Here is a 12,821-nt window from a genome sequence, read left to right on the forward strand (position 1 = left end):
AGTGCACCAGGGAGGGAAACGATGCTCGGGGTCAACGGACTCACCAGACGCTTCGGCGACAACCTCGCCGTCGACGGCGTCACCTTCGAGGTCCCGGCGGGGGCCATGACCGGCTTCGTCGGCGGCAACGGCGCCGGCAAGACCACGACGATGCGCATGATCATGGGCGTCCTGCAGCCCACCGCCGGCACCGTGACGTGGGCGGGCCGCGAGGTCACCGTCGCCGACCGCCGCACGTTCGGTTACATGCCGGAGGAGCGGGGCCTGTACCCCAAGCAGCCGCTCCTCGACCAGCTCGTCTACCTCGGTCGGTTGCAGGGCCGCAGCGCGGCCGGGGCCAGGCGGACCGCGCTCGACCTCCTCGACCGGTTCGGCCTCGGGGAGCGCACCACCGACAAGCTCGAGTCCCTCTCGCTCGGCAACCAGCAGCGCGTGCAGATCGCGGCCGCCGTCATCGGCGAGCCGGAATTCCTCGTCCTGGACGAGCCGTTCTCGGGCCTGGACCCGGCCGCCGTCGACTCGATGGTCGACCTGCTCCGCGAGCACACCACCCGGGGCGTGCCCGTCCTGTTCTCCTCCCACCAGCTCGACCTGGTCGAGCGACTCTGCGACCAGCTCGTCGTCCTGTCCCGGGGGCGGGTCGTCTCGGCCGGCACGGTGACCGAGTTGCGTGACCGGGGCCGGGTCCTGCACCGCCTCGTCGTGGGCGGGGACGCCGGCTGGGTGCGGGCGCTGCCGGGCCTCCACGTCGTCGACGTCGACGGCCCCACCGCCCTGCTCGAACTGGGCGATCCCCAGCACACGGACCTCGTCCTGCGCGAGGCGATGGCCCGCGGTGACGTCCGCGAGCTCGCCCGCGTCGTCCCCAGCCTGTCCGACATCTACCGCGAGGTGACCTCATGACCACCACCCCCCTCACCCGGCCCGCGGCGGCGGCCACGCCCGGGGACGACGCCGACGCCCACGAGACCGAGGCGGCCTGGCGGATCGTCGCGGGCCGCGAGATCACGGTCAAGCTCCGCGATCGGAACTTCATCATCTCCACGCTCACCACCATCGCGATCTTCGTCGTCGCGTTCGGCGTGTCGTTCCTGCTGGGTGGGGACGACGACGAGAAGAGGATCGCCGTCGTCTCGCCGGACGCCGCGGCGATCGTGCAGCAGACGGACGCGCGGGCGGAGGCCGCCGAGACCGGGGGCGCCGACGAGACGGCGGTGGCGGGCGCACCCACCGTGCGGCTGACCACCGAACAGGTCGCCGACGAGGCGGCCGCGGAGCAGGCGGTGCGCGACGGCGACGCCGACGCCGCTCTCGTGGGCCGGCCGGGCGAGTGGGCGCTCGTCGGCGACGAGGGCGTCGACCCCGGCATCGCCGCGGCCGTCAGCGCGACGGTGGCGACCGACGCGCTCGAACGCAACGCGGCGGCCGCCGGGACCACCGTCGCCGACCTCACCGCGGGGTCGGTGGTGCAGGAGCGTCTCCTCGACTCCGACGGCACGTCCGACGAGGGGGTCCGGGTGGTCGCCGGCTTCGTCTTCGTCTTCCTCTTCTACATGGCCGCGATCCTCTTCGGCTACGCCATCGCCAACAGCGTCGTGGAGGAGAAGCAGTCACGGATCGTCGAGATCCTCGCCGCCGCGATCCCCCTGCGCCAACTCCTCGTGGGGAAGGTCGTCGGCGCGACCGTGCTCGCCCTGGGACAGATGGTGATCTTCGTGGCCATCGGCCTGATCGGCCTGAGCGTCACCGACTACGCCACCCTGCTGCCGGCGCTCGCCGGGGCGGCGGCGTGGTACCTGGTGCTCTTCGTCATCGGCTTCGTGGCCCTGGCCTGCCTGTTCGCCGTGGCGGGCGCGCTGGCCACCCGCGCCGAGGACGTCCAGACCACCACGTCCCCGCTGCTCACGATCATCATGGTGGTGTTCTTCGGCGGACTGTTCCTCCAGGACACCTGGCAGGTCATCGGCTCCTACGTGCCCGTCATGTCGACCGTGACGATGCCGATCCGCCTCGTGGCGGGCACGGCGGCGTGGTGGGAACCGGCCGTCGCCACGCTCCTGACGCTCCTGGCCGCCGCCGTGATCATCCGGGTCGCGGAGCGGTTGTACCGCCGGTCGATCATGCAGACCGGCCGCAAGCTCACCTACCGTGAGGCGCTGTCGTTGACGGAGTGACCTCGCTGTCCACCAGCCGGTACCCCTGGCCGCGGACGGTCTCGATGGCGCGGGCCCCGAACGGGGCGTCGATCTTGCGCCGCAGGTACCCGACGTAGACCTCGACGATGTTGTCGTCGCCGTCGTAGGCCGAGTCCCACACCGCCCGCATGATCTGCGTCTTGGACACCACCTGGTTGCGGTTGCGGATGAGGTACTCGAGCACCGCGTACTCCCGCGCGGTCACGCTGATCCTGGTCTCACCCCGCCGCACCTCCCGGGCGGCGGGGTCCACGACCAGGTCCCCCGCCTGGAAGGTGGCGGGACGTTCGGGGGCGCCACGGCGGACGAGGGCCCGCAGGCGCGCCTCCAGGACGACGAACGAGAACGGCTTGACCAGGTAGTCGTCGGCCCCCAGGTCGAACGCGTCGGCCTCGTCGTACTCGCCGTCCTTGGCGGTGAGCATGAGCACCGGGGTCCAGACGCCGCGGCGACGCATCTCGCGGACCACCTCGTAGCCGCTGCGGCGCGGCATCATGATGTCCAGCACCACCACGTCGAAGTCGTCGCCGCAGGCCAGCTCGAGGCCCACCTCGCCGTCGGGTGCGGTCTCCACCGCCCACCCGCCGGCCGCCAGGCCGCGACGCAGACTCTCGCGCAGCGCCGGCTCGTCGTCGACCACGAGGACCCGCATCGGTGCGCCCCTAGGCCTGCGGGTCGATCTCCTGGTCCATCCGCTCCGCGGGGACCAGGGTGTCCGAGTGCCGGCGGACGACCTTCGCGGGCACCCCCGCCACGGTGGTGTGCGGCGGCACCTCGTGCAGGACGACCGAGCCGGCGGCGACCTTCGAGCAGTCGCCGACCCGGACGTTGCCCAGCACGATGGAGCCCGCGGACAGCAGCACGCCCGATCCGATCTTGGGGTGCCGGTCGCCGTCCTCGTTCCCCGTGCCCCCGAGCGTGACGCCCTGGAGGATTGAGACCCCGTCACCGATCACGCAGGTCTCCCCCACGACGATGCCGGTGGCGTGGTCGACGAGGATGCCCGAGCCCACGCGCGCGGCGGGGTGGATGTCCATCGCGAACACCTCGGAGATGCGGCTCTGCAGGAACGACGCGGCCATGACGCGGCCGGAGTTCCACATCTCGTGTGCCACGCGGTGCACCTGCAGGCCCAGGAAGCCCTTCGCGAACAGGTACGGCACCAGGTAGTTGGGGTAGGCCGGGTTGCGCTCGTAACTCACCACGAGGTCGGCGGCGACCGCCTCGAGGACGTGCGGGTTCTCGGCCAGGACCGCGCGGATCTCCTTCTCCAGCACGTGGCGCCCGATCTCGGGCGTCGCGATGCGGGACGCGGCGAGCCGCGCGAGGGATTCTCCCAGGTCGTCGCACCCGTCGATGAGGTCCAGGACGAGGCCCGCGATCAGCGGCTCGTTCCGGCTCGAGGTCGCGTCGAGCGACAAGCGGTTCCAGACTGCGCGAACGGAGGAGTCGGCCTCCGCCTGCGGGACGCACGGGTTCTCGATGCTCAGCTCGATGGTCACCTGATACAGCGTAGGCGTGTGTCACGGAGCGGGGCGAGTCGCGGCGGTATCGGCCGGTGGCGGGACGCTCCGCGACGAGCCGGTGCCCGGGCGCCTCGACGGGCCGTGACGGGCGCGGCAGGATGGGGCCATGATCCTCATCAACGTGCGCTTCGACGTCAAGGAAGAATTCGCCGACTCCTGGCTCGAGATCACCCGGGAGTTCACCGAGGCCACCCGCGCCGAGGCGGGCAACCTGTGGTTCGACTGGTACCGCTCGCCGGAGGCCCCCTCCACCTACCTGCTGTGCGAGGCGTTCCGTGAGGGCGACGCGCCGGCCCGGCACGTGCGCTCGGAGCACTTCCAGCAGTTCACCGCGTCGGCGGCCCGGTACCTCGAGCGGACGCCCCGGATCATCAACACGACGGCCGAGGGCGACGAGTGGGGCACGATGGGCGAGATCACCGTCGAATGACCGCGCGCAGCCGCCCTCCGCGATCGTGATGCGGGAGGGCGGCTGCGGGGCGGGTCAGCGCCGGGGGTTGATCAGGAACTGCCGAGCGCCGACTGCGCGAGCGTCAGCGGATCGATCGGCCACCACTGGCCGTAGTCCAGCGCGTAGACACGGTTGAGGTCGGACACGACGCCGCCGACGGTGACCTGCTGGCGGACCGGCAGCTGGTGGATGGTCGCGGCCGGGTTGAGGCGCCCGCCCGAGCCCCAGTCGTGCTGCCAGAAGTACTGCCCGAGGCCGATCTGACGGCACCAGTCAATGGTCGGGGCGTTGGCGTACACGCCCAGCTTCATACCCGCGCCGTGCAGGTGGGCGCGCCACCGCTCGAGGTACGGGCGGATCTGGTTGTCGAACTGCCACCGGCTGGGGTTGTCGTCGATCGCGACGTACATCGGCACGCCCGACGGGCCGCCCGCGTCGCGGTGGATGCGGATGCCGATGGGCGCGTGGTGATCGCCGGCGCCGGCGCCACCGTGCCAGTCCGCGGTCTCGGCGCGACCGTACTGGTAGCACGAGACCATGTTGAGGCCGTGGGCCCGGAAGTCGTCCACCTCGCGACGCCGCAACGGCTTGCCCGTCATCCAGGCCGAGTTCGGGCGCTGATTGGAGCAGTACCGCACGGCGCCCATGTGGCCGGCCGCCCGGATCGACGCCGCCGACGGCGGGCCGGAGGCGTAGTCGAGCAGGGTGCCGACGGGGATCCCTGCCCCCGCGCCCGGCAGGGCGCCGAGCCCGGCGGGGATGGAGGACTGCGCGCCCACCGCGGGGGTCAGACCCGCGGCGATGGCGCCGGCCCCGGCCGCGCTGAGGCCCGCGCGGCGGAGGAAGGTTCGGCGGTCGAACGTCATGGAGGTGCTCCGGGGTCTCGAATGGTGAGGGAGGCGTGTGGCCTGTGGGGCCGACGCACCCCGACGAGTGTGTCACATGGAGATCGCGGAGGATATCCCCGCGTTACCACAGGAGAGGACCACCGCGGGGCAGGCGCGGCTGGTTGACTGCTGACCATGACTCGATCGCGTAGATGGTCCGCCGGCGACATCCCGGACCAGACGGGGCGGACGTTCGTGGTCACCGGCGCCAACGGCGGCATCGGCCTGGCCACCACCGCCGCCCTGTCCGCCCGGGGGGCCCGGGTGGTCATGGCCTGCCGGAACACCGAGAAGGCCCGGGCCGCCCGCGCGAGCCTTCCCGAGGCCTCACGGGAGCGCGCCGAGATCCGGCGGCTCGACATGGCCGACCTGGACTCGGTCGAGGCCTTCGCGGCCGACCTGCGCGCCGCCGGGCGGGTCGACGTCCTCGTCAACAACGCGGGCGTGATGAACATCCCGCACGCCCGCACGGCACAGGGCCACGAGATGCAGTTCGGCGTCAACGCCCTGGGCCACCACGCCCTCACGCTCGGGCTGGAACCGGTCCTCACCGACCGCGTGGTGTGGCTGGGATCGCTCGCCCACCTGGCGGGCCGGATCGACGTCGACGACCTCGGGATGGATACCCGCGGCTACAAGCCGATGGCCGCGTACGCGAACTCCAAGCTCGCGTGCATCATGCTCGCGTACGAGTGGCAGCGACACTTCGAGCGGGCCGGCAGCGGACTCCGGTCGGTCGCCGCGCACCCCGGCTACACCGCCACCGAACTCATCCGGCAGAGCGGCAACCCGGTCGCCGACCGCTTCTTCGCGCTCGGCAACTCCCTGACCTGGGCGGGACTGACGCCGGAGATGGGGGCGCTCTCCGTCCTCTACGCCGCGACCGTCCCCGGCTTGGTGGGCGGGGCGTTCGTCGGGCCGGACCGCCTCGGCGGCCTGCGCGGCCACCCGCACGTCACCCGGTCGAACCGGCGCTCGTACGACCGGGCCACCGCCGCCGCGCTGTGGCGGCGGTGTTCGGAGATGGCCGCGTTCCGCTAGGCGCGACCCCGTCAGGCCAGCCCGGCGGCCGCCAGTCCGTCCCGCAGCTTCTGCTGGTGCTCCGGCGGCCCCTGCAGCAGCGGCATGCGCAGGCGGTCCGAGCCGATGAGGCCGGCCTGCTTCAGCGCGGCCTTGACCTGGATCGCGCCCTGGGAGGTGTGCATGATCGCGTCCACCGCCGGGATGAGGCGGGTGTGGATCTCGCGGGCCCGCGGCAGATCGCCCGCGTCCACCGCGTCGATCATCGCCCGGTAGTCGTCCCCCGCGACGTGTCCCACCACCGAGACGATGCCCGTCGCCCCCAGCGCGAGGAACGCCAAGTTGAGCACGTCGTCCCCGGAGAACCACAGCAGGTCGGTCTCGGCCATGAGGCGGCTGGCCTCGAAGAGGTCGCCCTTCGCGTCCTTCACGGCGCGCACCCGGGGGATCTCCGCGAGCCGACGGATGGTGTCGGTGGACAGCGCGGTGCCGGTGCGGCCCGGGATGTCGTAGGCCATGACCGGCCGGTCGGCGGCCTCGCAGATCATCCGGAAGTGCTCGACGATCCCGTGCTGGGTGGGCTTGTTGTAGTACGGGGTCACCACGAGCAGCGAATCCGCCCCGCGGGCCACCATCTCGCGCGCAGCCCGCATGGAGTGCTCGGTGTCGTTGGTGCCGCAGCCCGCCATGACCTTCACCCGGTCGCCGACCGCCTCGACGACCGCGGCCACGCAGTCGTAGTCCTCGTCGTCGGTCGTCGTCGCGGACTCACCGGTCGTGCCGTTGACCAGCAGCCCGTCGTGCCCGTGATCGGCGAGGTGGACCGCGAGTCGTTGCAGCCCGTCGAAGTCGACCGAGCCGTCGTCATGCATGGGGGTCACCATCGCGGTGATGACCCGACCGAAGGGATTGTCCGACATGCGGAACAGACTAAGGCACACCTACGCCGCCGCGAGAGCCCGACGGGCGGACGCGCACACGGTTAGGGTCGTCACCACCCCTACCCGACTACGACCACACGACGACCACACGACGCCCCGGAGGCGACCATGAGCGACCCGACCCGACCCGAGGACTCCGCCCACGTACCGGAGGGGACCCCCGAGGAACTCGGCAACACCGTCGACGGCTCCGGCGCGGGAGACGGCAGCACCACCCGCGGCGCCGCGGACGACGACCGGGCGCCGGCGTCCCGCCCCGCGACCGCCGGGGACACCGGGCACGCCGCCGGCGAGGCCCCCTCCGGCGGATCCGGGGAGACGTCCGCCGACCGCGCCGAACAGGCCCGGGTGTACCGGACGCCGGAGCAGCCCGACCACGCCGTCGGGGGCTCCGACGGCACCGCCGACGGCCAGTAACACCCGCCGCCCGTGGCCGTCGCGCTCCTGCTCACGCTGGCGGTGATCCTGCTCATCGCCGCGAACGCCCTGTTCGTGGGCGTCGAGTTCGGCTTCCTCACCGTCAACCGGGAGGACGTGCGCGCGGCCGGCTCGGAGGGGGACCGCATCGCCGCGGCCCTCGACGAGTCACTCACGCGGACCTCGACGAACCTGTCGGGGGCCCAACTGGGCATCACGGTCTCCAGCCTCGTGGCGGGCTACCTGACGGGCCCCTCCGTCGGGGAGCTGATCACCGGGGCCCTCGGCCTGTCCGGGATGCCGGAGGCCGCCGCCCGCGGCATCGCGATGACCGCGGCCTTCGTCGTCGTCACCTTCCTCCAGATGGTCTTCGGCGAGCTGGTCCCCAAGAACTGGGCCATCGCCGCACCCATGCGGGTCGCGCGGCTGGTCGTGATCCCGCAGCGGGTCTTCATGACCGGGTTCGGCTGGCTGGTCGCGGCCCTCAACGCGTGCGCCAACCAGGTGCTGCGCCTGCTCGGGTTCACCCCGCGGGAGGAACCCGGCGAGGCCCGCTCCCCCGAGGAGCTGCGGGCGTCGGCCGCGCGGTCGGGGCGCGAGGGCGTGATGGACCCCCACACCGCCGAGCTCGTGACCCGCTCCATCTCCTTCGGTGAACACCGGGCCGCCGACGTGATGCTGCCCCGGCCGCTCGTGACGTTCCTGCGCGAGCACAGCGCGCAGGACCTGTTGGACACCGTCGCCGACACCGGCCACTCCCGCTTCCCGGTCCTGGGCGACACCGTCGACGACGTGGTGGGCGTCGTCCACTACCGCCAGGCGCTCGCGGTGGAGCCCGCCGCCCGGGACCGCACCCCGGTGCGCGACATCGCCGCCGAGCCCACCGTCGTCTCGGAGATGATGACCCTCGATCCGCTCATGCGGCTGCTCCGCCAGACCGACCTGCAGATGGCGGTGGTCGTGGACGAGTTCGGCGGGACCGCCGGGATCGTCACCCTGGAGGACCTGGTGGAGGAGATCGTCGGGGAGATCGACGACGAACAGGACCGCGCCTCCCGGACGCACGAGTGGGTCGACGACGACACGGTGCTCGTGGGCGGGATGACCAGGCCCGACGAACTGGGGGCGATCCTGCGGTTGGAGATCCCGCGGGACGGGGCCTCCTCCACCCTCTCGGGAGTGCTGTCCGAGGCGGTGGACCGACTGCCCCGCGTCGGCGACGAGACCGAACTCGACGCCCACGACCACGAGAACCGCGACCGCGACGACCTACCGACCCGGGCCCGCGTCCGCCTGCGCGTCGAGACCGTGGGGCGGTTCAGGGCCGGCCGGGTCCGGGCGACCGTCCTGCGTGAGGCCCCGGAGGACGACGATGAGTGACGGCGCCGCGATCCTCGTGCTCGCCGCCCTGCTGCTGGGCAACGGGTTCTTCGTGGCCGCCGAGTTCGCCATGGTCTCCGCGCGCCGCGACCTGCTCGAGCCGCACGCGGCCGAGGGCAGCACCCGCGCCCGGTGGTCGCTGCGCGGCATGGAGAACGTCTCGATCTCGCTGGCCGCCACCCAGCTGGGGATCACGGTGTGTTCGCTGCTCATCGGCGCGGTCGGGGAACCGGCGATCGCCCACCTCGTCGAACGACCCCTGGAGGCGCTCGGGGTCTCCACCGGCTTCGCGCACCCGATCGCGCTGGTGATCGCCCTGCTCGTGGTGACCTTCCTGCACATGGTGATCGGCGAGATGGTCCCCAAGAACATGGCGATCGCCCGGCCCGCCGCCGCGGCTCTCCTCCTGGGTCCGGTGCTGCGCGTGTTCGTGGTGGTGTTCCATCCCGCCATCTGGCTGATGAACAGGTCCGCCGACGCGGTCGTGCGGTACGTCCTGCGCGTCGAGCCGAGGTCCGAGGTCGACACCACCGTCACGGTGGACCAGATGCGGGGGCTGGTCGCCGAGGCCGGGGACTCCGGGCTGCTCGACGAGGACGAGACGACGCTCCTCGTGGGCGCCCTGGAGTTCGACCACGTGACCGCCAGGGACGTGCTCCGGCCCCTCGACGAGGTGGACGCGGTCGACGCGGACCGCACGACCGGGCACGTGCACCAGTTGTGTGTCCGCACGGGCCACTCACGATTCCCCGTGCGCGACGACGGCCGCTACATCGGCTACGTCCACGTCAAGGACGTGCTGCACGACGACCCGTCCGCGGCGCTCCGGACCGAGCGCATCCGCCGGCTCGGGACGGTCTCGCCGGACACCCCGCTCGACGACGTCCTGTCCGCCATGCAGCGCGCCCGTGCGCACCTGGCGATCGTCGACGGTGGCGGGGACGGGGCCGCCCCGGTCGGGCTGCTCGTCCTCGAGGACGTGCTCGCCCGTCTGGTCGGGGAGGTCCGCGACGCCACCCCGGGCGCCGACTGACGAACCGCCCGCCCGGCACGTGCGGTGCGGTGCGGTCAGCGGACCTTGTCAGGGTTCGTGTCGAGCACCCGACCCAGGGTGTTGTCCACGAGGATCTGCGTGACACCGGCGTAGGTGGCCACGCCCACCCGCACAGTGGCGATCAGAGCGTTCTGCAACATCGTCAACCCTCCTGCCGAGCGGTGTGATGCCCGTCACTATACCCCGGGGCATGGTGACCGTGTGAAGCGTCAGCAATTACCTGGACAGCCGTTCTGAACGGCCGCCCCGGCAGAGTAGGCACCCACCCCGCCGCCCGCCACCGGTCGGGGAGGCGGCGGGCGCGAACACGCCGCGACCGGCGCCCGTGACCAGGGGAACACCTCGTCGTCGTCGTTCCCCTGCGCCCCGGGCACCGGCCGCGCCGCACGTACCCTCCCACGCGGGGGGCGGCTACCCCTTGTCGTCGGCGTCCTCGCCGGGGACGGCCGCCTCGACGGACGTCGCCCGTCCGGCGCGCCCCGGCGCCCCCGACGACCCCTCGTCGTGGGTCGCGGCCGAGGGGGCACCGTCGTCCTGCTCGGCCTCCGGGATGTGATGCAGCGGATGCACCGGCTCCGGCGACGGGGAGTGCTCGTTCTTCTCGAGCTCCTCGGCGGAGTACGCCCGGTCCCACTGGCGCGTGACGGTCGGCGGCGGGTCGCCCATATCGTCACCGATCCCCTTGACCAGGCTGTACATCATCACGTAGCCCATCACGAAGAACGGCAACCCGACCACCGTGATGACCTCCTGCAGGGCGGTCAGGCCACCCTCGCCGGCACCCACCAGGATGGCCGCGCCCACCGCGCCCATGAGCACACCCCAGATCACGCGCTGATGCGCCGGGGAGGCCTGGACCTGGTCGTCCTTGCCCGACGCCATCATGTCCACCACCATCGCCGCCGAGTCCACCGACGTCGTGAAGAAGATGACGACCAGCACCACCGCGAGGCCGGACAGGAACGTGGCGAGCGGGTAGTTCGACAGGAACGCGAAGAGCGCGCCCGGGATGTCGCCCTCCTCGACCACCGTCTCGCTCAGGCCACCCGTCCCGAAGAGCTCGATGTGGAACGAGGCCATGCCGAAGATGCCGAACCACAGGACCGAGAACGCCACCGGCAGCCCCAACACGCCGAACACGAACTGGCGGATGGTGCGGCCGCGGCTGATGCGGGCGATGAAGATGCCGACGAACGGCGACCACGTGATGGTCCACGCCCAGTAGAAGACGGTCCACGTGTTCTGCCACGACGCCAGATCGTCGTCGGCCGGGAAGACGTTGTTCCACAGCGCGAGCTCGGGCAGCGCCGAGAGGTACACGCCGAGCGACTCGACCGTGCCCTTGAGCAGGAACAGGGTCGGACCGGTCGCCAGGATGAAGATCAGCAGGCCGATCGCCATCGCGATGTTGAGGTTGGACAGCCGCTTGATGCCCTTCTCCAGGCCGAGCGCCACGGAGATGCAGGCGACGGTCGTGACGATCGCGATGATCGCCACCTGCACGAGTGCCGACATCTCGATGCCGAACAGCTCGCCCAGGCCGGCGTTGATCTGCAGCGTGCCGAGCCCGACCGACGTGGCCACGCCGAAGACGGTGCCGATGAGCGCGACGATGTCGATCGTCTTGCCGAGGGGCCCGAAGACCTTGTCGCCCAGGATCGGCGCGAAGATCGAGCTGACCCGCGGCGGCATCTTGCGCTTGTAGATGAAGTACGCGAACGCCAGGGACGGCAGGGCGAAGATCGTCCACGTGTGCAGACCGAAGTGATACAGCGTGAACGCCATGGCCTCGCGGGCGGCGTCCGCACTGCCCGGCTCGACGCCGCCCCGGGGCGGGGTCGCGAAGTGCGAGATCGGCTCGGCCACGCCCCAGAACATGAGGATCGAGCCGATACCGGCCGCGAACAGCATCGCGAACCAGGTGACGGTGGAGTGCTCCGGCTCCTCGCCGTCCCCGCCGAGGCGGACGTGCCCGAACCGGCTGACGGCGATCCAGATGAGAAATGCCAGGAACGACGTGACGCCGAAGATGTAGAACCACCCGAGGTTGGTCATGATCCACCCGGAGGCGGTGCCGAAGACCTGCCCCACCCACTCGCCGGCGACGAAGGTGATGAGGACGAAGGCGAGGATCACCCCGACAGTCGTGAGGAACACCCCCGGATCGGTCTTGAGCCTCAGCGCTCGCAGTATCCGTTCGGACATGTTCTCTCCTGTCTTCCCAGACCCCTCAGAGCACCGCTGCCGGATCGAGTAGCTCAGTCAGAGTTCACAAGTCAGTACGAGAAGTTGTGTACCACGAAAACTTTCCCGTTGCCGGAGTAGGCGATGCCCATGCCGGCCGAACGGTAGCCCGGATCGAGGAGGTTGTCGTTGTGCCCGGGCGAGTTCTTCCACAGGTCCACCAGGCACGTCGCGCCACAGTGGGTGCCCGCGGCGACGATGTTCTCGCCGTAACCACGGTTGATCAATCCCGTGTTGTGGACGACCTCGTCGCGGGCGGCGAGACGGTCGGCCCACGCCTGGGCCTCGCGGTCCAGATCGCCGTTGGGCGCGAGGGCCCCGCGGCCGTTGGCGACGCGGTACGCGTCGATCTCGCGGACGATCCCCTCGCGCAGACCTCCGGTCACGCCGAAGGCGGCGACGTCCTGGTAGGCCATCTCGCTGGACCCGACCGCCGCCCACACCTCGGGCGGCAGGGCGGCACGGACCTGGGAGACGAGACCTTCCGCCTGCGGCAGGAGGTGCGCCGGGATGAGGTGCTGGGGGACGAAGGACGGCAGAGCCTGTGCCGACGCCGTGGCCGCCCCGCCGCCGAGGAGGGTGGCGGAGGTGACGGCGATCGTCGCGAGTGACGCGGTGAGCCTTGTGCGCATGATGGTGATGATGCCGTCTGGGCGCGCCTGACGCGAACCGTTTGGGCGATCGGATAACGAGCAGGGCACGGTGA

At 71.5% G+C, this 12,821-nt stretch carries 14 protein-coding genes; 7 read left to right on the forward strand and 7 right to left on the reverse strand.

Annotated elements, in window-relative coordinates; all coding sequences use genetic code 11:
- Positions 1–21: 21 nt before the first annotated feature.
- Positions 22–903: an ATP-binding cassette domain-containing protein gene (locus RWK90_RS06740; protein ID WP_314036082.1), complete on the forward strand. Its 882-nt coding sequence runs from the start codon at positions 22–24 to the stop codon at positions 901–903.
- Positions 900–2,174 carry an ABC transporter permease gene (locus RWK90_RS06745; RefSeq protein ID WP_314036084.1) on the forward strand — a complete coding sequence of 425 codons (1,275 nt, stop codon included), beginning with the start codon at positions 900–902 and terminating at the stop codon, positions 2,172–2,174. The genes RWK90_RS06740 and RWK90_RS06745 overlap by 4 nt, the downstream gene beginning before the upstream one ends.
- Here the strand turns inward: RWK90_RS06745 and RWK90_RS06750 are convergent.
- On the reverse strand, positions 2,140–2,847 hold the full coding sequence (locus RWK90_RS06750) for a response regulator transcription factor (protein WP_314036086.1): 708 nt from the start codon (positions 2,845–2,847) through the stop codon (positions 2,140–2,142). The two genes, RWK90_RS06745 and RWK90_RS06750, sit on opposite strands and share 35 nt — an antisense overlap.
- Positions 2,848–2,857: 10 nt before the next feature.
- The gene (gene epsC, locus RWK90_RS06755) at positions 2,858–3,697 is read right to left on the reverse strand and encodes a serine O-acetyltransferase EpsC (protein WP_314036088.1); all 840 of its coding nucleotides are present in this window, start codon (positions 3,695–3,697) and stop codon (positions 2,858–2,860) included.
- 130 nt (positions 3,698–3,827) lie between these two features.
- Here epsC and RWK90_RS06760 point away from each other — a divergent pair, with 130 nt between their 5' ends.
- Positions 3,828–4,151 carry a putative quinol monooxygenase gene (locus RWK90_RS06760; RefSeq protein WP_314036090.1) on the forward strand — a complete coding sequence of 108 codons (324 nt, stop codon included), beginning with the start codon at positions 3,828–3,830 and terminating at the stop codon, positions 4,149–4,151.
- A 71-nt stretch (positions 4,152–4,222) separates the two neighbouring features.
- On the opposite strand, the gene RWK90_RS06765 is transcribed toward RWK90_RS06760, so the two are convergent.
- On the reverse strand, positions 4,223–5,038 hold the full coding sequence (locus tag RWK90_RS06765) for a DUF1906 domain-containing protein (RefSeq protein WP_314036092.1): 816 nt from the start codon (positions 5,036–5,038) through the stop codon (positions 4,223–4,225).
- Positions 5,039–5,194: 156 nt separating this feature from the next.
- Between RWK90_RS06765 and RWK90_RS06770 the strand changes: the two genes are divergently transcribed.
- Positions 5,195–6,100: an oxidoreductase gene (locus RWK90_RS06770; protein ID WP_314036094.1), complete on the forward strand. Its 906-nt coding sequence runs from the start codon at positions 5,195–5,197 to the stop codon at positions 6,098–6,100.
- Between the two features lie 11 nt (positions 6,101–6,111).
- Here the strand turns inward: RWK90_RS06770 and dapA are convergent, their stop codons facing one another.
- A complete protein-coding gene (gene dapA, locus RWK90_RS06775) occupies positions 6,112–6,999 on the reverse strand; it encodes a 4-hydroxy-tetrahydrodipicolinate synthase (protein WP_314036096.1) in 888 nt (295 codons plus the stop codon).
- Positions 7,000–7,128: 129 nt separating this feature from the next.
- Between dapA and RWK90_RS06780 the strand changes: the two genes are divergently transcribed.
- From RWK90_RS06780 to RWK90_RS06790, 3 genes are read left to right on the forward strand one after another with little or no spacing between them, the layout of a single operon-like run.
- Positions 7,129–7,437, forward strand: a complete 309-nt coding sequence (locus RWK90_RS06780; protein ID WP_314036098.1) for a hypothetical protein — start codon at positions 7,129–7,131, stop codon at positions 7,435–7,437.
- 12 nt (positions 7,438–7,449) lie between these two features.
- Positions 7,450–8,817: a hemolysin family protein gene (locus RWK90_RS06785; RefSeq protein WP_314036100.1), complete on the forward strand. Its 1,368-nt coding sequence runs from the start codon at positions 7,450–7,452 to the stop codon at positions 8,815–8,817.
- Positions 8,810–9,850 (forward strand): hemolysin family protein, encoded by a 1,041-nt coding sequence (locus RWK90_RS06790; RefSeq protein ID WP_314036102.1) that lies wholly within the window; start codon positions 8,810–8,812, stop codon positions 9,848–9,850. Before RWK90_RS06785 ends, RWK90_RS06790 begins: the two co-directional genes overlap by 8 nt.
- Before the next feature lie 35 nt (positions 9,851–9,885).
- On the opposite strand, the gene RWK90_RS06795 is transcribed toward RWK90_RS06790, so the two are convergent.
- The 3 genes from RWK90_RS06795 to RWK90_RS06805 form a co-directional block, all read right to left on the reverse strand.
- On the reverse strand, positions 9,886–10,011 hold the full coding sequence (locus RWK90_RS06795; RefSeq protein ID WP_314036104.1) for a hypothetical protein: 126 nt from the start codon (positions 10,009–10,011) through the stop codon (positions 9,886–9,888).
- A gap of 271 nt (positions 10,012–10,282) precedes the next feature.
- Complete coding sequence (locus RWK90_RS06800) at positions 10,283–12,076, reverse strand: BCCT family transporter (protein WP_314036106.1); 1,794 nt, start codon at positions 12,074–12,076, stop codon at positions 10,283–10,285.
- Positions 12,077–12,147: 71 nt separating this feature from the next.
- A complete protein-coding gene (locus RWK90_RS06805) occupies positions 12,148–12,747 on the reverse strand; it encodes a CAP domain-containing protein (RefSeq protein WP_314036108.1) in 600 nt (199 codons plus the stop codon).
- Positions 12,748–12,821: the final 74 nt, after the last annotated feature.

The sequence above is a fragment of the Dietzia sp. CH92 genome, assembly GCF_032248695.1.
GTDB lineage: Bacteria > Actinomycetota > Actinomycetes > Mycobacteriales > Mycobacteriaceae > Dietzia.